The sequence below is a fragment of the Chloroflexota bacterium genome, assembly GCA_034717495.1.
In the GTDB taxonomy this organism is placed as follows: Bacteria; Chloroflexota; Anaerolineae; order JAAEKA01; family JAAEKA01; genus JAYELL01.
This window is the reverse complement of the sequence record JAYELL010000055.1, coordinates 1-19,854: the sequence shown is the minus strand read 5'-3', so window position 1 is coordinate 19,854 and position 19,854 is coordinate 1. Positions and strand designations below refer to the sequence as shown.

Sequence of the window (19,854 nt, the reverse complement as noted above, 5' to 3'; positions counted from 1 at the left end):
CGAGGCATTCTCAAAGGTTGCCTGGTCAGAGTGAAATGCAGGTTTGATGGGCTAACATGGTCCAGGTAGATGGAAGTAGGAATGCCTCGCCCCTACGTCCCCGCCTTGATTTCCTTCAACTGAACAGCTTCCGGCGTGGCCTTGTAGAAATCGTCCAGTGGGTAACAACCGGAGACCAGGCCATTGCGCGGCGCTGTGGTACAATCGCTGAAGGTGCGGCAGATGCGCTTGCGGGCCAGGCTACGGCCGGCCAGAACATCTGCAGGCATCTCCGGATAGGAGAGTACCATGCGCCCCAGGCCGATGAAATCGGCCCTGTCATGCCCCACCGCGTACTGGGCCACATTGGGCAGCCACTCCTGCAGATAGCTGTAGCCGGTGCCCACCAGCCCCAGATCGGGGAAGTGGGCCTTGATGTCAGCCACGTTGTTGATCTGCCGGGCCACGCCGAGCAGCGGGTCCTCGGGAGGCGGGTATCCATCGGAGGGTGGAAAATAGGCTGGCCGGCTGAAGTGCGGATTGTAGTAGGGACTGCAGCATGAGAGATTGACCAGCTGGATGTCCAGCGACTCCACCAGGCGAAGGAACTGCACCGTCTCATCCACATTGATCGCCAGGGGATCATCGTCGTCGCCGCCAAAGCCAAAGGGATACTGGCCCTGCTGACCATCCAGCCACAGCGGGACCGCGCCCTGCTCCCCGGGACGGAAGGGGGGGAAATCGAAGGCGCTGAGACGCACCCCGATCATCAGGTCGGGTGCATCCCGGCGGATGCCAGCCACGATCTCCCGCAGAAACCGGCTACGGTTAGCGAGGCTACCGCCGTAGCGACCAGGGCGCTCGTAGGCGCTGAGGAACTCGTGTCCCAAATAACCGTGGCAATGTTTGATATCGACGAAATCGAAACCGGCGTCCGCTGCCAAAACCGCTGCTCTCACAAAATCAGCGATCAGGCCGTCGATCTCGTTGTCTGTCATAACGGGCAACGCCGGGTCCAGGTCGAACAGGGGATCCAGCACGGGATGGTGGTAAAGGATGATCGGCTCCAGGCGGGTTTTGACATTGGGCCGGGCAAAGCGTCCCGAGTGGGTGAGTTGCAGGCCAACCACCAGATCATCGACCGAAGAAAATGTGGCTCGATGCGCTTCCAGCAAGGTCTCGCGCAGAGCATTAAGACCGGCATGGGCCCCGGCGCTGATCATCAGCTGATTGGGGTTGGAACGCCCGTCATGGCGGACCGCCACCGCCTCCCCTCCCCAGATCAACTTGGCGCCGCTGCGGCCGAAGTTGGCCCACCGGCGATGGGTGTTTTCGGTGGGCCAACCATCCACCGTGCCATCCCAGCCCTCCATCGGCTGGGTGCAGAAACGGTTGCCGATGACCCGGCCGGTCTTCAGCACAAATGTTTGGGCCAATGGGCCATCCGGCGCAGGCTGCAATTCCTCGTCGAAGGGCAAGTGGATGTTCAGATGATCGATATGCGCCCGGAATTTCTCGGCTGTATTGAGGCGGGCGATGCGGGGATAACTGGTGCTCATACTCGCTCCTTGTTTAACTATCAATTGGCGATTGTCAATTACTCACAGCCGGTGCATGTGGAAACCACCGTCCACATTGAAAACCTCACCCGTCGAAAAGGGGAACAGACCCTCTGCTATGGCGACCACCGCCTTGCCGATGTCCTCCGGCTGTCCCCAACGGCGGATGGGAGTCAAGCCCTGTTCAAGGATCAGATGGTCATATTTATCTTTGACCACCGAGGTCAGATCGGTGGCGATAATGCCAGGGCGGATTTCGTAGACGTTGATGCCATATTCGGCCAGTCGATCCGCCCACAGGATCGTCATCATGCCCATGCCTGCTTTGCTGATGCAGTATTCGGCCCGCGAGGTCGAACTGGTGTAGGCACTGATGGAACTGATGTTGACGATCTTAGGAGTAACAATCACGCCCGCCTCCAACAGATCGATCATTTCGTTGGCCACCCGTTGGGTCAGGAAGAAGGGGCCCCGTAAGTTGATGGCCATGACCTCATCATAGCTCTCGGGGCTGGTTTCCAGAACATCCAGGCGCTGGCGAGGCGCCACGCCGGCGTTGTTGACCAGCAGGTCGACTCGGCCGAAATGAGCCAAGGTGACATCCACCAGCCCGTCAAGGCTGTCCAGGTCTCCCGTATCAGCCTGCACGACCAGCGCGTCGCCACCCGCTTCGATCACATCGGCGCGGGTGGTTTCGGCGGCTTTCCTGTTGCTGTGATAATTGATCACGATCTGCCAGCCACCGGCCGCCAGGGCCAGGGCGATGCCCCGGCCAATCCCCCGGCTGCTTCCTGTGACAAGGGCAACCCGGTCTGTTGTCATGGTTCGCAGGCCTCCTAACCTGAACAAGCCAGAGGAACGCTGATTTACGCAGACCTCCGGCGCTGATCTTTTTATGATTGATCTGCGTCATCTGCGGTTCATTCAGACAGATCTGCGGTACATCCTTGTTAGGTTCGTGGCCAATTTTCCTGTCCAGTGGGCAAGAATCTGACTCGAAAGGTACCAATGGGTCGAGGGATAGCGCTTGACAAAATACCCTGCCCAATGTATCCTATATCATATATTGTATTGCAAACTAAGAGGTTTGGCAAAGCAATCTCATGTCGACGAAATTGGCTGCCCGGAGCAAAAGAGAAGCGGTCTACGAGTGGATCCTGGCGTGCATCGTCGAGGGGGAATTCGCACCTAACACGCCACTGGTCATCGACGAGCTGGCGCGCAACCTGGACATCAGCCCCATCCCCGTTCGGGAGGCCATGCAACAGCTGGAATCGGAAGGCTTCGTCGTCATTCGCCCCTACACCGGTGTGATGGTTGCCGATCTGAAACCGAGCATGATCACTGAGATCTTCGGCCTGCTGGAAACTGCGGAGATCATCAGCGGTCGCATGGCCTGCATCAATATCTGTGATGATGAGTTGGCCGAAGTCGAAATGCTCCTGACGGAGATGGATGATCTGATTGATGATCCCGACCGCTGGTCCCAGGCAAACACCCAATTCCACCAATTGATCTGTACATGCTCAGGCGCCACCCTCGTCGCCGAGATCATGGCGCACATGTTGCTCCACTGGGATAGGGTACGCAGGCACTATCTGGACGACGTGTTCGGAAAGCGCATCGAAAAGGCCCACCAGGACCACTGGAAGATGTTGGATGCCATCAAGGCCCAGGATGCCGACCGCCTGGAAGCCGTTGTCCGCGATCATAATCGTTCAGCCTTGAGAGATTACATCAGTTACCTGCACCGTTCTGGTTACTCCGACGAACAGGTGCCCGTCATTTGGGATCTGAGTTTCTGACAATCACAGGCCATGAACGCCAAGACCCGCTTCCTCAATGCCCTGCTTCACCAACCGGTAGATCGTCCCCCTGTGGCGGCCGTGGTCACCGGCATCACTGTCAGCATGATGGAGAGGGCCGGCATCTATTACCCGGACGCCCACAGCGATGTGAACCAACTGGCCGGCCTGGCGGCCTCGATCTGGGAATATTGTGGTATCGAGGCGATAAAACTGCCCTTCGGTATGACGGTCGAGGTCGAGGTACTGGGCATGGAGATCGACTACGGTACCCTGGACACCTTGCCAACCGATATCGTGCCCATCTGGAACGATCCCGATGAGCTGGCCATCCCCGAAGATTTCCTTGACCGCTGCCGGGTGCCGATCGTCCTGGAAGCGATTAGCCAGTTGCGTAATCGTTATGACAGGGAAGTGGCCGTTCTCTCGTCCATCGTTGGGCCCTTCGCTCTGTCGGCAAAACTGTTTGGTTTTCCCAATCTTTTCCCCTGGATCATTACGGAACCTGACAATGTTCACCGGGTCATGAATCAACTGACCGGGCTGGCAATTCAGTACGCGAACGCCCAGCTCGACGCAGGTGCAGACGCCATCTTGCTGGGTGAGGCCACCTGTTCCGGAGATTTGATCTCGCCTGACACCTACCGTGACTTCATTCTTCCCTACCACAAACGGCTGTGTGCAGGCATCCACGGACCGACGATCATGCACATCTGCGGCAAGTCTTCCAATCATTTGCCCTACATCGCCGAAACCGGCACCACCTGCTACAGCTTCGACGAAGGTGTGGATATAGAAATGGCGCGCACGCACCTGAAAGGCAAGGTGGCGATGGCAGGCTACGTCCCGACCGTCGAGGCCTTCGTGCGAGCTTCCCAGCGAGCCTGGGAATACACCAAGGACCATCCGGAAGAGGCCGCCGAGATATTCGCAGAAAAGGCCGAGCTCTACGGCTTCGACGTGCCCCTCTCCCTCGCTGAGATCGAAGGCTCCTTGACCTTGCTGCACACGCCGAATTCAGAAGGAAAACCCATCGGCTGGTCCGCGGTCGAGGACTGGACGGCCACTCAGCAATTGCTGGAAGAGTTCGCCAGCTTCAAGCCTGAGGAGGACATCAACGTCTTCTTCACCAACGACTTCATCTCTGAGCCACCCTACATGCCCGCGGAGTAGCAGCGCAGGGATCGCAACCGCACGGGGCATCCCGCACAGGATGCCCCGTGCGGAAATCTCGATTGGCAGTTGGTCATGACCGAAGCATTCATTCGATTACAGAATGTCGAAAAAACATATCTAACAAAGGATGATACCATCCTGGCCGTGGACGATGTCAGCTTTGACATCAACGAGTCGGAATTCGTCGCCATCGTTGGCCCCAGCGGCTGCGGCAAAACGACCATTCTAAAAATGCTGGCGGGCCTGGTCCCCTACACCAGCGGCGAAATCACTATCGATGGCGTACGCGTGGAAGAGCCCCAAACCAACCTGGGCATCATCTTCCAGGATTCTGTGCTGCTCGATTGGCGCGACGTGCTCTCCAACGTCATGCTTCAGATCGACATCCGTAAGTTGGACAAGGCCACCTACGAACCCCGGGCACGGGATTTGCTGCTGGATGTCGGGCTCGAAGGATTTGAAACCAAGCAGCCCTACGAACTCTCAGGCGGCATGAAACAGCGCGTCTCTATTTGTCGCGCCCTGGTCCACGATCCACCGTTGTTACTGATGGATGAGCCATTTGGCTCGCTGGATGCCCTGACCCGAGAACAGATTTCCATGGACATCCAGCATCTGTGGATGGAAAAGCGTAATACGGTCTTGATGATCACCCACAGTATCCCGGAAGCAGTTCTGTTAGCCGATCACGTGATCGTCATGACGCCGCGTCCGGGCCAGATTGCCGAGATCATCGACATCGACCTGCCCCGGCCACGACGGCTGGATGACCTGCCCGACAAATTCAACGACTATGCCAGCCATATCCGCCAGATCTTCCAGGCCAGCGGTGTATTGGACCTGGACTAAAGTGATTCCTGATAGAAACCAGAAGTTTGTAAGCAGTCATCCATGCCGCGCTAGCATCTCACAAACCATTGGTTTCAAAGTGGCATTGCTCTCGTGTTGGCATCCGGACAGCCCCTCCGGCCCCCCGGAGGGGGGTGATGTGCCCGGAGTTCCCCCCTTTGGGGGGTTAGGGGGGCCGGAGAGAGCAATCGAAGTGTGCGAACGGGTCAAATGCCGCCCTTCGACAAGCTCAGGATGTCATTTGACCCGAATTTTGCCAAGTGCGTAACTCCAGTCATCCAGGTTAGGAAACAACACTGCCATGAATCAATTCCAGATTGAACAGATGGACCAGATGTCTCCCATTCACTGCCCCTGCGGACTTACCCGGCGGGCCTTTACCGCCGATCCGGACCAGACGGCGACCTTTCACCTGCTGGATGTTCAGGAGGATGCCCAGGTCCATTACCATAAAAAGATCACCGAGATTTACTTCATCCTGGAGGGTGAAGGTTTCATGGAACTGGACGGCGAGCTCTTGCCGGTCAAGCCTTATTCTGCGGTCCTGATCAAGCCAGGTTGCCGCCATCGGGCCGTCGGTAATCTGCGGGTCGCGCTCACAGCCATCCCGGCCTTCGACCCGCAGGATGAGTGGTTCGACTGAGCCAGCTGTTAGCTCGTCTATCCCGATCAATAGTCAGGCTTGAGCCATTTGGAGAATCCAACCGTGAGCCAAAACAATCCTACAGCGGCAACAATGCGCAACAAAGACGACTTGATCGTTATCGCTGGCGCCGGTGGTTTCATCGCCGGGGCGCTGACCCGCTATTTCGCCGATCAGGGTTTCACCAACATCCGCGCCATCGACAAAAAGCCCCTCTGCCAGTGGTACCAGCGAGTGCCCGGCGTCGAGAGCAATTGTCTCGACCTGGAATATCGTGACAATTGCGTTCGTGCAGTCGAAGGCGCTGTCGAGGTCTACAATCTGGCCGCCGATATGGGTGGCATGGGCTTCATCGAGAACTTCCGGGTGGCGTGCCTGCGCAGCATCCTCATCAACACCCACCTGCTGGAAGCCTCGTACAATGCCGGGGTGGATCGCTACTTCTTCTCCTCCTCCGCCTGTGCCTACAACATCGATCTCCAGCAAGACCCCAACGTGCGGGCACTCAAAGAATCGGACGCTTATCCCGCCAACGCCGAGCGTGGTTATGGCTGGGAAAAGTTGATCTCTGAGATTTTCTGCCAGGAATACTGGGCCGAACGCAAGATGAAGACCTTCATCGCCCGCTTCCACAATGTCTACGGACCCAACGGTACCTGGGATGGCGGCCGCGAGAAAGCCCCCGCGGCCCTGACCCGCAAGGTCATCGAAGCGCAGGACAGCGGCGTGATGGAAATCGACATCTGGGGCGACGGTAGCCAGACCCGTAGCTTCATGTACATCGACGACTGTGTGAAGGGGGTGGACATGATCACCCACTGCGATGACCTGATCGCCACCCCGATCAACCTCGGTTCCAGCGAACTGATCTCCATCAACGATCTGGTCAGCATGATCGAAGAAATTGCCGGCGTCGAGCTGGAGCGTGAATACAAACTGGATGCACCTCGCGGCGTGGCCGGACGTAACAGCGACAATACCTTCATCCTGGAAGTGCTGGGTTGGCAGCCAAATCTACCGCTGGAAAAGGGCATGGCTCGCACCTATACCTGGATCAATAAGCAATATGCTGATCGTGCCGCTGGTTTACCGACGCCTGCTGCCGATGAGAAATAACTGAGGAAAACGAGGGAAAGAAGGGGACCAAGACGACAATGGCAGTTCCTAAGATCATCGACGTCATCGGCAAGATGCCTTATCGCATGGCATTTGCCGGCGGCTGGATCGACCAACCCTTTGTATCGGAGCACAACCCCTCACCGCCCGGCTCGATGGTCGTCGTGTCGATCGAACCCACCTGCCGATTTATGGATCGTTGTGGCATGGGTACCAGCACCCGAAAAGTCGCCCAAAAACTATGGCCTGGTGGTCTACCGGATGCCAACCCGGCTGCGCTGGTACAGGTCTTGTACGAGGCGGAGAATGCGGACCGGCCAGAGCCTTCCGGCTCGCAGGATATGGCCGGCTTGATTTATCCCGGCGTCAATCGCCTTGATTTCGATTACAGCTGCGATGGCGGTTATTTTCCGGTCCATGTCGAAACAAACACCAGGCCCGACGTGGCGCGCTGGCTGGAACAGATTATCTACATGGTGCCCATAACGCAACGTCCAGCTGGCTACAACCCACTTGGCGTCAAGAACCTGGACCCTGTCTGGATCCAACGTCTGGGGCAGACGGGTAAAGACTGTTTCGATGCCATCGTCGCCAAAGACGCCCACACCTTGGGTGCATCCATGAACGATTGCATGGTCTGCTGGGAAACCATTCTCCCGCACACCGTGCGCCACCCGACCATCACCATCGATCTCATGGGCATTCTGCACTACTACCAGGCTCGCTATCCTGGCGCTATGTACTCAGGCTGTGGCGGCGGCTATATCTACGTCGTATCTGATGAGCCTGTCCAGGGCGGGCTCCAGGCTACTGTTCGGATATGATCCCACCAGATGGCATTGCCTTGATCTTTTGATCTGCAATGGCATCAACAATCCAGCCCCGAGGTATAAACAACATGGCAACCGATAGCATAAACCCATGATAAGCGTAGCAATTATCGGCACCGGTGCCATCTCGGACACCCATATCCAGGCCTTTCAGCACTTCGGCCAACGCTGCCGAATCACGGCCCTGGTCAACCATCATCTGGCACGGGCAGAAGAGAAGGCCGCCCGTTATGGCCTGGATATGCCCATTTACACCTCCTGGCAGGAGATGCTTAACGCCCAGACGCCTGATCTGGCGTCCGTCTGCCTGCCCCCCTACCTCCATGCATCAGCGTCGATCGATCTTCTCGACGCGGGCGTAAACGTGCTGCTGGAAAAGCCGATGGCTCCGACCCTGGAGGAATGCGATGCCATCCTCCAGGCGGCCGGGCGCAGCGGGCGAATGCTCTCGGTGGTGGCCCAGAACCGCTATAAGACGCCGCTGATGAAACTTAAGAAGGTACTCGACAGCGGAATCATCGGCAGGGTCGTCCACGCCCAGGTCGACTCCTACTGGTGGCGCGGCAGCAATTACTACAACCTGTGGTGGCGCGGCACCTGGGATAAAGAGGGAGGCGGTTGCACCATGAACCACGCCGTCCATCACATCGACCTCTTCCAGTGGATGATGGGTATGCCAACCGATCTGCAAGCGGTGGTGTCCAACCTGAACCACGAAAACTCGGAGGTGGAGGACTTCTCCCTGACAGTAGCGCGCTACCCCGATGGCCGGCTGGGCCAGATAACCGCGTCCCTGGTACACCACGGGGAAGAGCAACGCCTGGCCTTTCAAGGTGAACGGGCCAGCGTGGCTGTGCCCTGGAAGGTAGTTGCCTCCACCCAGCGGGATAACGGCTTTCCCGTTCCCGACCCGGAGACCGCCGGCGAAATCGATGACTTCTATAACAGCCTGCCTGACCTGGCCTATGAAGGGCATCTCGCCCAGATCGATAACGTGCTCTCCGTGCTGGCAGGGCAGGATGAGCTGCTGGTCGATGGCTGGCAGGGCCGCAACACCATCGAATTGGTCACGGCCATCTATCAATCTGGTTTCACCGGCGAACAGGTCGCGCTGCCTTTGCCTGCCGACTCGCCCTACTACACACGGGAAAGCGCCCTGAAGAACGCCCCCCATTACCACGAAAAAACCCGCAGCGTCGCCGGCTTCGCCGACGATGCCATTACCCTGGGTTCCAGCTACGAAAGTTGAGAGGATCAATGCAACGCAAGGATGGCATGTTCTACGCTCCTACAGGCAAACCCAACCCGGTGGTCGAAGCTGGCGAATTCCGTTTCGCGGCCATCGGCCTCGATCACGGCCACATCTACGGCATGTGCAACGGACTGATCGAGGCCGGCGCCGAACTGGCCTGGGTCAGCGATCCCGATCCAGCCAGGGTGGCCCGATTCCAGGCGAGCTTTCCCCAGGTACAGATCGCCCCGTCTGAAGAGAGTGTACTGGCCGACCCGGACATTCGACTGGTGGCCTGCGCCTCGGTCCCGGCCGACCGCTGTGGAGTCGGCCTGCGCGTCATGGATGCGGGCAAGGACTTCTTCGTCGACAAGCCTCCATTGACGACAGGCGAACAGTTGGCTGCTGCACGCGCGGCCACCGCTGAGACTGGCCGCAAATACGCAGTCTACTACTCGGAGCGTCTACACGTAGAGTCTGCCCTGTTTGCCGGTGACCTGATCCTGGAGGGTGCGATCGGCCGCGTGATCCAGGTAGTGAACCTGGCGCCTCACCGGGCCAACCTGGCCTCCCGACCAGACTGGTTTTTCGATCCTGAGCGATATGGCGGCATCCTGTGCGACCTCGGCAGCCACCAGATTGAACAGTTCCTCTTCTATGCGGGCGCCAGGGATGCCACCGTGTTGCATAGCAAGATCGCCAACTACCATCACCCGCAGTATCCTGGCTTCGAGGATTTTGGCGACGCTACGCTGCTGGCCGACAATGGCGCGACGATGTACTTCCGGGTCGATTGGTTCACCCCCGATGGACTGCCGGTCTGGGGCGATGGTCGGACCTTTATCGTCGGCACCGATGGCACCATCGAACTTCGCAAATACATCGACGTGGCCCGCGATTCCTCCAGCGACCACCTCTACCTGGTCAACCAGGAAGGCGAACAACACCTGGCGCTGCACGGACAGGTGGGATTCCCCTTCTTCGGGCAGTTGATCCTGGACTGCCTGAACCGGACCGAGAACGCCCAGACGCAGGCCCATGCCTTCAAGACCATTGAACTGGCCATTCAAGCCCAGGAAATGGCGCAACGGGTGGCATGACATGACCAGATCAAGTGACATTATTCCTGTTGCCACCAGACTCTTTTTTTTACCGGTCAAAACCCGTGTGCCACTTAAATTCGGCCCGGAGACGCTGACCAGTGTTACGGTCGCGCGGGTAGAGATGTTGGTGCAAGATCGCCAGGGCAGGGTGGCCACTGGGTGGGGAGAGACGCCGCTGAGCGTGCAGTGGGTCTGGCCCAGCAGCCTCTCGTACACCAAACGCTACCAGGAGCTGCTCGACTTCAGCACACTGCTGGCAAGCGCTTGGGTGACGCCCGCCGAGCCGGGGCACCCCATCGAAGTCGGCTACGCCTTCCTGGAACACCAACTCCCTCGCCTGCTCGCAGAGCACAACGCCGGCCAAACGGAACAGGAACCGATGCCCTGGCTGGCGGCGCTGGTCTGTTGTTCAGCCTTCGACATCGCCCTGCACGATGCCTTTGGCAACCTGCTTGACATGCCGGTGTACCAGACCTATGGGCCGGAACATATGAACCGTGATCTGTCCGCCTTCCTGAGACCAGCCAGGGGCAGTGACGTTGATTTCTCGGGCTGTTATCCCGCTCGGTTTCTTGATCCAAACCCGCCGACGAGCCTGCCGGCCTGGCATCTGGTGGGCGGACTCGATCCACTGGAGGAAGAGGAGCTGACCGGCGACGAGCCCGACGATGGCTACCCGGTCTTGCTGGGCGACTGGATCGCCCGGGATGGGTTGAGCTGCCTGAAGGTGAAACTACGGGGCGACGACCAGGACTGGGACTACGATCGTCTGGTCGGGGTGGGCCAGATCGCCGGGGCCAGTGGCGTGCTCTGGCTGAGCGCTGACTTCAACTGCACAGTGGGTCACCCGCAGTACGTCAACGCCATCCTGGATCGACTGCTTGTCGAACAGCCGCGCCTCTACGGCACGATCCTGTACGTCGAGCAGCCCTTCCCCTATGATCTGGAAGCTCACCGCATCGACGTTCACAGCGTTTCCGCCCGCAAACCCCTGTTCATGGACGAGAGCGCGCACGATTGGAGGCTGGTGCGGCTGGGCCACAGCCTGGGCTGGACAGGGGTTGCCCTGAAGACCTGCAAAACCCAAACAGGCGCCCTGATGAGTCTCTGTTGGGCCAGGGCGCATGGTATGACCCTCATGGTGCAGGATTTAACCAACCCCATGCTGGCCCAGATTTCCCATGTACAACTGGCCGCCCAGGCCGGCACGATCATGGGCGTCGAAACCAATGCCATGCAATTCTACCCTGACGCATCGCGGCCCGAGCAGCGGGTGCATCCGGGCCTGTACAGGCGGCGCCGGGGCCAGGTCGACCTGGCGACGATCAAGGGGCCTGGATTTGGCTACCGGTTGGCCGAAATTGAGCGGACGATGCCAGAGGCGGCGGTCGAGGCGGGGTGGCGGTTATAGAGGCAAGGGCACCAGCAGAAGAAAACCGTTTACCGTGAGGATTGTGGCCGCAACCCCTAGCCCGATGGATAGATAGAGGAGCCCGCGCGACGTCGCAACGATGGCAATGGACGCCAGCACAATGGCAATCTGGTACAAGGCATGGGCATAGTCAAAATTGGGATCCTGGGCGAAGGCATGGTCCCGCTGCGACTGGTAGTTCAGCGCCTGGGCCAGTAGTTCCCGTTTGCCCTCCCCCTTCAACGGATTCTGCGGATCGTCTGGGTCGGGTTCGCTGTCGTAGCGCTCGATGGTAGCACGAAAACCGGCCAGTTGGGCCTCGATCGCCTCCCGTTGGGCTGGGGTCAAAGCATCGGCCTGCCCGAGCAAGGACAACTCCAGATCGGCCGCCGCCAGCTCATACTGGGTCTGGCGGATATTCTTGGCCTGATACCAGGCAAAGGTATCGCTGGACCGAATATTGTTGTGCATCGCCTCTTCCGCTACGTTGTCGCCACCAAGGCTGCTAACGGCCAGCAGTACGGCTAACACAGCAATCCACACAGCAGTCCAGGTGCGAAATTGCTCGTCATCCCGCTTTCCACCGCTGTGTGCTTCAGCAAACTCCTGAATCTCTTCGATGTCTATCATATTGGTTACCTAACCGCATACTGAACTACGTAGACCAGTACCACGGCAAAAACCAGGACGGGAAAAAGAAATCTGGTGAAGAGGTTTAGCTGCCTGATCCTGGTCGTTTCACCCTCTACGCTCCAGCGATTGCCGATGATTGCCACAACCACGGCGCCCAGGGCCAGCGCGAAGAAAAAATAGAACCCATATTCGATGGCCACCGTGTAACCGATATCCGGCAAACGGTCGGAGATATTTCCCAGAAGCACTGCGCTGGTCAGGATACTGATGGTTGCCAGATTGACCCGAATCACCAGACCGGTACCGAAGGGCACAAACAGGCTGGCGTACAGCAGCGAAATCAACAACAGCAAGGGCACCAGGTGCTTGGCCAGAAAGCCCAAAGCATCTCGCTGCAACCGAACATCCGCGTTGAAACGGGAGTACTCGACACGCACATCCTCATCGCCAAGTCTCGGGTCACCAAAGGAGGAGTCGGTGCGAACCACATCTTGGAACAGCACGATTCCCCGCACGATCCAGCTCGCGATGGCAGGAAAAGAATCGGGCACGCTTACGGTAACTGCCAGCCCCTCGACATCCTCTGAGTCAGTTGGCTTATCCACAACATACAGGATCTGATCGCGGGTCGCGGTTTCGTTCTGAAAGCGCACGGTAAGGTTCTGTTGGTCGAAGGGGTAGTCCCGAAAATCAAAAGGTTCCCTGAATCTGGCCTTCACCCGATACAATCGATAGTTGACGCCGTCGTACACATCAGCGCGAATGGGCCTGCCCGGTGTCAATCCACCTTGCACCGCGTTGCTGAACACGATGTCCGCTGCCTGCTCGTCGCCAGTGAAGCGCAGCCACAGATAAAAATCCACAAGATAGGAGGAGTCGCTCAGGTCTACGTCACTGATCTCGTTGATCTCCATGCCGGAATAGACCACGCGAACCACCCGCACAAGTTGATCACCTATCCGCAGAAGCAGGCCTTCTTGCGCTTCTTCCACCAGGTCAAGATCGCGAAGGTCGAGCAGCGGCATCAACTGAGTGGGCGCCGACTGGAAAATCCGGTTGGCAAAGGTGCCGATAGCCATCGGTTGCACGGCGGTTCGTTCTTCATCCAGGTAGAGCGGACCGTTGATGCCCTGCAACGCCGTCTCAAAAGAGTTCACAGATGCCATAGTATCACGAATGCGCTCGCCGGTAATCTCGCTTGCAACCGCGTCGTCCGCTATGTCGGCCTGCCCGATACCGTAGGCCGCCAATAACGCGGCATCGTAATACTTGGCCACGGTCCAACTGGGGAACGAGCTCAGGTCCGCCTGATAATCGGCCGCCAGATCCTGAGCCTCGGCCGTTGCCGTATCGAATATCAGTGGCGAAGCTGCCAAGAGGTTCGTGGTGAAGAAGCCAGGTTGATCCCTCTCCTCAGCTTCGTCCACGAAGTTGAGTGGGAAGGCAGGCCGGCCCACCGAATCGGTGCCGATGATCAAACCCTCAAAGCCAGCACGGCGCAGCGCCACGATCAGGTCACGGGCGTCCTGGTCCAGCACGGCAAGGAATATCACCTCCGGCGGATGATCGCCAGTCGCCTCATCGATGACTTCTTCAACGACCGCAGTTTGTTCCCCGGCATCCGCTGCCAATGCCCAGCGGTAAGGCACAATCCCCCGTTCGCCGAACTCATCGATGAAGTCGTCCATGAGACTTTGTCCGTAGGCATCATCGCTGTAGACGACGCCAGCCCGGCGCATATCCAGTATGAAGGCTGCATAGGCCCCCAGGAATTGACCCTGTTGACTGTTGTTGAACAGGGTGCGAAAATACCAGGGATAATCGACCGTCAGCGAATCGGTTGTGGCGCTGCCGCTGATGGCCGGCAAACCGGCGGCCTGGTAGATCGGTGCGGCTGCCAGGGAGGCGCTACTGGTGCTGTGACCGATCACCAGCAGGGCCCGGCCATCCTCGACAACCTCCTGCGCCCGTTGCCGGGCCAGTTCGGGATCGTTGGCATCATCGTATACCAACACCTCGACATGCTGCCCATCTATCCCGCCCGCTTCGTTCACACCGGCGAAATAGCTTTCGACTCCGTAGCGCATCTCTTGCCCAACGCTGGCGCGCTCGCCAGTCAGTGGTGCCACAAGAGCGACGTAAATGGTGCTGCCCTCTGTCCTCGGTACGTTTCTCAAAAAGAAGACCAGTGCTGCGGCGGCCAGCAGCGCAAGGACCCCCAGGATCGCCACCCATTCCCAACGCCTTACCTGTTCGGCGTGAGGATCGGGCAAAGCTGCCAGATCTGGCGGCGCCGGAGGCTCGTCCAGTGATTTCAACTCAGTGGGAGCTTCTGGGTCCGCGTCCTGCAGGTCAGGCAACGCCCGGGCAGCCAGACTCCTGTGATTGATCGCCACTGCCTTTTCCAGGCAATAGCGCCGCTCCTCATCGCTGTCGACGATCTCCGAGAGCCATAGCCAGGCCTTTTCGTTGTCTGGATCCAGGCGCAGCGATGCGACCAGGTCCGCCCGTGCAGACACATGGTCGCCTCGCGATAGAGCCTCGATGGCCCGGTTTGTCAGTTCCACTGCATCGGTCGAAACGTTCATTGAGATAGGATCAACCAGACTCCATTAGTACCCGCTATCCAAGAGGACCGCGAACCGCGGACCACCGACCGCGGCTGATTCTTGCCAACAAGCATCTGCCGTCCGTCGTCTGCGGTCCGCGGTCTTCTGGAAGCAGCCAGGTCAGCGCAAACGAAAGGCACTGATTATCAGGAAGACACCGCTGACCAGTAACCAGATACCGATCACAAAGGGCAATCCCAGAGCAACCAGGGCAGGATTGAAGAGGATGATGAGGCCAAAGACGACGCCCAGGGCACCCAGGACACCGGCCACCCAACCGCCGCCGGTGAAGGCGCCAATCAGGGCGAAAATGCCGTAGAGGATGCCCAGGATTCCTAGCACGACCGAGAGGGCAAGGCCCACTGCCGCGGTTGTACCCAGCACGTCGACCAGTGGCATGGCACTGTTGCCGAAATACGAGCTAACAATCAGGCCACCTGCCAGGATACCGATGATACCGGTGAACAGCTTCCATCCCCAGGCGGTGCGATTCCAGATGAGACTGATGAGGTCGAACCCGCCGATGATGAGCCAATAGATTCCCAACACCAACACGGCGGTGGCCGAGGTTGCGATTGGTTTCATCAGGAACATAATACCAACAATGATAGATAGGATCCCCTGTAACAGGGGGATCCACCACCTGGAAGAATGGCTTTCAGCCACTGCAGTCATGATCAGTTCTCCTTGTCTTGTATGTAAGTCTTGCTCAATTGTTTCGCTTATCGATCACTCTACTCGGTCCCCTGGTCGACGCCGTTCAGTGTATCCACCACACCAAAGAGATCGCCCTGCCCATACCAGTTCACGGCCACAAAGTTGGGAATCTGTCCCCGCTCTTCGGCGCACTGCTCTGCCCGATCCAGCAGGAAATCATACTCGTTGACGATGGCCGCATCCACCCGGTTGGGGGACCCCCGCTGGATCCAGTGGTTCAGCAGGAAGAAGGGTTTGCCGGTGTCGCCCCGGTTAGGTTCGCAATTGAACTGCTCTGGTACCACGAAGGTGTAGGGCGTTTCCTCCGTTGAGTTCCAGACATTGGTATACCATTCCGGTGGCGGGCCTTCGTTCTCCGCCATCACGATCAAGCGCTGGTTGCGATCGATCAACTCCCGCAAGGTGGGCCAGGGTTCACCCTCCTGATGCGAATAGATCGTCGGCACCAGGCCAGCTTGCTCAATTGCCTGCTCCGTATCCTCTGACGATATCTCGTCCTGGATGACGATGAAAAGTACTTCCCTTGGGTTCTCGTTCAGGAAGGTCTTGATCTCACCCAGAGAATCGTCCAGTACGGTGAAGCCAAACCCGCACAATTGGTGGCACATGTAGGTGCCGTCCTGATCGGGTGGCACGAAGATGTTGATGGCACGCCGGGCCACCCTTTCCTCCGGACCGGACAACGATGCAATCTGCTCTTCCCTGGCTTCCTCATTGTCCAGGTAATGGGTATCTATCAGCAGCGCCCGGACTCCGGCCTCCAGCTGTTCGCTAATCGTGCCATCGTGCATCGGCCACACCCAGCCATACTCGGCGATGGACATGGAGTTGTGGCTGGTAGCATAGGCGACCTCGTTGATGGGGCGATCGCACAGCTCGACATGGCCATTGCAGGGTTGATTGGCAGCCCGGCTGTCAGCGGTGAACAGGTTCCACACCAGCGGTACCAGCACGAACAGGCCCAATAGACCAGCCAACACCCGCCACTTGTATTCCCACACCGGCGCCAGCAAACGATACAGGAACGCCAGCAGTTTTTCGCTGTAGCCAAAGGCCAGGCTGATCAGTCCAAGGATCAGCCAAAAAAGAGCGATGCCCCAAACCGACTCCCACACCCCGCGCGCCAGGGAACCGAGCACATCGTCGATCATGCTGTCCAGGCTGGCCGTGCCCACCTGGGCCGCTGCCAGCTTGCTCTGCAGGGTTGAACGCAGGAAGAATCCAGCGATCAGCCAGACAAGCAGCACCACACCACTGGAGGCAAACAGGGTCCATCCCACCGCCCGCAGCGCCGAACGCAGGCTGTTACTGTTCAGCCACCCGATCAGCAACAGGCTCACCAGCATAATAATAGCCAGCGGAATCAGCGCCGCCTGCAGTATCCCAGCGTAACCCCGTACTGTGTTCAGTCCGGCGACCAGAGAGTCTCGCGTCTCGCCGATGGCCTGCGCGGCGCCGGATATCCCGATCAAGGCCTGCGTTTCGGCCAGCCTCGGCTCTGCCCTGGTGATCGCGTCGCTTACCCGGAGCTGGAGCCGCGCCGTTGTGGCAAACGATATGGCGCTGGGCAGATCATCCGCCGCCAGCGCGGCCTCGATCTGCAGACGAGTCTGGTCGCTGGCCGTTTCTGCAGCCGGTCCCAGCAGTAGATCGACCAACTGCTCACTTGCGGCTAGAGAGAGGCCGGCAACAGTGGTTCTGAGTAGCCGGTTCGGAATCGGCCCCAACCGGCCCTGGCTGATCTGGTCCATGTACGCGACCAGCTCTTCCTCCACCAACTTCTCAGCCCTGCGTTCGACGATCGGGGTAGTCTTGTCAATTGCCTCTACAGCTGCTGCCGTCGCTGCTTTCACCACATGGTCCGCCAAAACCTCCGGCGTTAGCGCAGCACCCAGGCCCAGATTCTCCTCTAACTGCTCTGTCTCACCAGAAAGATAGGAGGTCAGGCTGGTGAAAAACTGCTCTGTGGCTGCCTGCATTCTTGCCGGTGGCAGGATCAGGTAAAGCGCGCTTACCACCTGGGCATATGCCTCACCCACGATCAAGTCGATGTCGATTCCTGTGATCTCCGCGACCTGATCCTGTACCGCCGGATCGGCCAACAGGTCGGTGTAGACCCGCTCGTAGATGTTGTTTTCCGCCAGCGCTTCGCTATAAAGCGTGGGACTCAGTATATCTCGCCGCACAGCGAGCCCCAGGGTGAAGGCCAGGAAGGAGAGGAAAAAAACGATACCCAGCAGGACCGTAAAAAACTTGCGCCAGCCGGGACTCAGCCAGTCCGGACCGACAGGGTTCTCCTCCTGCAAGTAGGCAGGAGTCTCGCCTTGAGCTGTATTTTTAACCATTGGGTTTCTCCGGTGTAAAGGCAGAGGTTTCTTGCACCAGCCCAGGTATGCACAACTATCTTCAGATGCGCTCGCCTGGGCTGGGCAGTGCAAGGGCAGGTGCCAAGAAGACACCTGCCCCGGGTGACGGGTTATGCCAGGGCGACCGTCAGGGTCGCCCAACTGGCCTGTCAGGCTGTCCGCCCACCCTTCAGTTGCGCCTGGATCGCTTCGAGATCCTTCCAGCGCCCTGCAGCAGCCAGCTGGGCCTGCGAGGGCCATGTATCGGGCTTGGCAGAAATGCCGGCATCGGCCAGGATTTTGTGCAGTTCCTCGGGCGAAGTAGCTGCCAACTCGGCATAGGAATTGATACCGGCTGCTCGCAGCACTTCAGCGATCTTGGGGCCAACGCCTTCGATCTGCGTCAAATCGACGCCGGGAGCGGCATCGACTGCTTCGGCGGCAGCCGCGATTGCAGCCGCTGACTCTGTAACGGCATCTGCCGTGTCATCTGCTGCATCGGCGACAGCTGCGCCAGTAGTGGCGGTTGCGTCGGTTGCCTTGTCAGCAACCTTGTCGGCCGTAGCCGCAACGGAAGCAGTGCGGGCTGCCGCGGTCCTGTCGGCTGCATCCTGAACGGCGTCCTTCGAGGGCAACGGTGGAATGAAAGCCTGTTTGGTGCTCGGCAGCAACGCCAGGATCAATGCCAGAACGTTGACAATGACCGGAATCAGCACGTCGCTGAAGGTAGTCTTGCCCAGAATCGACAGGAACAGGAAGATCAGGTTGATCACAGCGATCACCACTACGAACAGCCAACCTGAGGGATTAAGATCCCACAGCCATTTGGCCACGACGAACCAGATCACGCCTACCAGGGCAGACATCAGGGCGGCAAACCATCTGGCGTCAGGCAACACGAATTTCAGTTCGCCAAACGTAGCGATGGGCAGCCAGCCCATGTAGCGAGCGGCATCGACGAATGCCAGGATGCCAGCGATGACGGCCAGGAAAAACAGGATGTAGACCGCCCAGTTGCGTTCTCGTTGTACCGGTTGCAAATTGCGTTGAGTCATGAGTAACCTCCAAAATAGAAATTAGATTGATGAAACATTCATTGTGGTTGTGGTTGGCACAGCCAGGGCCTTGTGCCATGGGACGTAAAAGCCGTTATTCCTGAAACTACCTCGTTGAGGCAACACCAACTGGATACCTTCCGCTGCGAATTGCGCCTTGAGGCGCTCGCGCAGATCGGATTGCACCTTGCGGCGATTTTCATATTCTACCACAGGATGTGCCTGTAAGTACAATCCTACGTCACTATATCAGCATGTCATGATTCTGTATTTTGACATCCTGACATCTTGGCATATTGGCATGTCATATTGTCAGCATATCATGATTTCGGTGGTGGATAAATCCGCCGCCAATCATTTTTCATGTCAACCACGGTCCATCCCTTCTCAACAGCCTCGTCCCAGGCCTTGTCAAGGCCACCGAAATCTGCCCCGCGATCATAGGCCCATTCGCGCTCGGCATCGGTATGGTGTACTATACCCATGAAACGCAGACCGTCGCCAGCAGCTGTCCATCGCAGCATCTGGTGGTCGCCGTCGGAGTTACCGAAGGCGAGCAACGGACGCCGGCCGATATAGCGGTTGATTCCAACCGGCTTGCCTTCCTTGTCGTCGATATGGTTGATCTCGGCCAGCCGCACCAGAACCGGCCCATCCTCGCGCATATGGAAACAATCTCCAGGGCAACCAACCCATCCAGCATTATCTGATCGACAATCTCTCACTTGCCCCCAAAATCAGGGTGACACCCATGTTTTTCCCCGCCAACCCCGGATTCAAGGAGGTTGCATGG

At 58.4% G+C, this 19,854-nt stretch carries 16 protein-coding genes and 1 pseudogene; 9 read left to right on the top strand and 8 right to left on the bottom strand.

From position 1 onward, the window contains the following. Positions 1–92: 92 nt before the first annotated feature. Both U9R25_10780 and U9R25_10775 read right to left on the bottom strand, forming a co-directional pair. Positions 93–1,538 carry an NADH:flavin oxidoreductase gene (locus U9R25_10780; protein ID MEA3336385.1) on the bottom strand — a complete coding sequence of 482 codons (1,446 nt, stop codon included), beginning with the start codon at positions 1,536–1,538 and terminating at the stop codon, positions 93–95. Between the two features lie 42 nt (positions 1,539–1,580). Continuing rightward, positions 1,581–2,360 (bottom strand): 3-ketoacyl-ACP reductase, encoded by a 780-nt coding sequence (locus U9R25_10775; protein MEA3336384.1) that lies wholly within the window; start codon positions 2,358–2,360, stop codon positions 1,581–1,583. A 281-nt stretch (positions 2,361–2,641) separates the two neighbouring features. On the opposite strand from U9R25_10775, the gene U9R25_10770 reads away from it, so the two are divergent. The 9 genes from U9R25_10770 (at position 2,642) to U9R25_10730 (ending at position 11,702) form a co-directional block, all read left to right on the top strand. Then, positions 2,642–3,343 carry a GntR family transcriptional regulator gene (locus U9R25_10770; GenBank protein MEA3336383.1) on the top strand — a complete coding sequence of 234 codons (702 nt, stop codon included), beginning with the start codon at positions 2,642–2,644 and terminating at the stop codon, positions 3,341–3,343. Positions 3,344–3,355: 12 nt separating this feature from the next. Then, positions 3,356–4,516, top strand: coding sequence for an MtaA/CmuA family methyltransferase (locus U9R25_10765; protein ID MEA3336382.1), 1,161 nt, complete (start codon positions 3,356–3,358; stop codon positions 4,514–4,516). Positions 4,517–4,591: 75 nt separating this feature from the next. Then, positions 4,592–5,368 (top strand): ABC transporter ATP-binding protein, encoded by a 777-nt coding sequence (locus U9R25_10760; GenBank protein ID MEA3336381.1) that lies wholly within the window; start codon positions 4,592–4,594, stop codon positions 5,366–5,368. Positions 5,369–5,669: 301 nt separating this feature from the next. After that, positions 5,670–6,011, top strand: coding sequence for a cupin domain-containing protein (locus tag U9R25_10755; GenBank protein MEA3336380.1), 342 nt, complete (start codon positions 5,670–5,672; stop codon positions 6,009–6,011). 63 nt (positions 6,012–6,074) lie between these two features. Further along, on the top strand, positions 6,075–7,127 hold the full coding sequence (locus U9R25_10750) for an NAD-dependent epimerase/dehydratase family protein (protein ID MEA3336379.1): 1,053 nt from the start codon (positions 6,075–6,077) through the stop codon (positions 7,125–7,127). A 38-nt stretch (positions 7,128–7,165) separates the two neighbouring features. Then, entirely contained in the window at positions 7,166–7,951 is a 786-nt protein-coding gene (locus U9R25_10745; GenBank protein MEA3336378.1) for a hypothetical protein, read from the top strand. Between the two features lie 97 nt (positions 7,952–8,048). Beyond that, complete coding sequence (locus U9R25_10740; GenBank protein MEA3336377.1) at positions 8,049–9,206, top strand: Gfo/Idh/MocA family oxidoreductase; 1,158 nt, start codon at positions 8,049–8,051, stop codon at positions 9,204–9,206. Between the two features lie 8 nt (positions 9,207–9,214). Next, positions 9,215–10,288: a Gfo/Idh/MocA family oxidoreductase gene (locus U9R25_10735; GenBank protein MEA3336376.1), complete on the top strand. Its 1,074-nt coding sequence runs from the start codon at positions 9,215–9,217 to the stop codon at positions 10,286–10,288. A 1-nt stretch (position 10,289) separates the two neighbouring features. Next, positions 10,290–11,702: a hypothetical protein gene (locus U9R25_10730; GenBank protein ID MEA3336375.1), complete on the top strand. Its 1,413-nt coding sequence runs from the start codon at positions 10,290–10,292 to the stop codon at positions 11,700–11,702. Here the strand turns inward: U9R25_10730 and U9R25_10725 are convergent. The 6 genes and pseudogenes from U9R25_10725 to U9R25_10700 all read right to left on the bottom strand — a co-directional run bounded on the left by U9R25_10725 (position 11,697) and on the right by U9R25_10700 (position 19,717). Further along, the gene (locus U9R25_10725; protein MEA3336374.1) at positions 11,697–12,332 is read right to left on the bottom strand and encodes a DUF4337 domain-containing protein; all 636 of its coding nucleotides are present in this window, start codon (positions 12,330–12,332) and stop codon (positions 11,697–11,699) included. The genes U9R25_10730 and U9R25_10725 overlap by 6 nt on opposite strands. Positions 12,333–12,337: 5 nt before the next feature. Further along, positions 12,338–14,923 (bottom strand): ABC transporter substrate-binding protein, encoded by a 2,586-nt coding sequence (locus U9R25_10720; GenBank protein ID MEA3336373.1) that lies wholly within the window; start codon positions 14,921–14,923, stop codon positions 12,338–12,340. A 141-nt stretch (positions 14,924–15,064) separates the two neighbouring features. Continuing rightward, the gene (locus tag U9R25_10715) at positions 15,065–15,619 is read right to left on the bottom strand and encodes a DUF308 domain-containing protein (protein ID MEA3336372.1); all 555 of its coding nucleotides are present in this window, start codon (positions 15,617–15,619) and stop codon (positions 15,065–15,067) included. A gap of 59 nt (positions 15,620–15,678) precedes the next feature. Next, complete coding sequence (locus tag U9R25_10710) at positions 15,679–18,006, bottom strand: hypothetical protein (GenBank protein MEA3336371.1); 2,328 nt, start codon at positions 18,004–18,006, stop codon at positions 15,679–15,681. 170 nt (positions 18,007–18,176) lie between these two features. Further along, on the bottom strand, positions 18,177–19,061 hold the full coding sequence (locus tag U9R25_10705; protein ID MEA3336370.1) for a DUF4332 domain-containing protein: 885 nt from the start codon (positions 19,059–19,061) through the stop codon (positions 18,177–18,179). Positions 19,062–19,381: 320 nt separating this feature from the next. Next, positions 19,382–19,717 (bottom strand): annotated as a pseudogene (locus tag U9R25_10700) (haloacid dehalogenase-like hydrolase). Positions 19,718–19,854 lie beyond the last annotated feature (137 nt).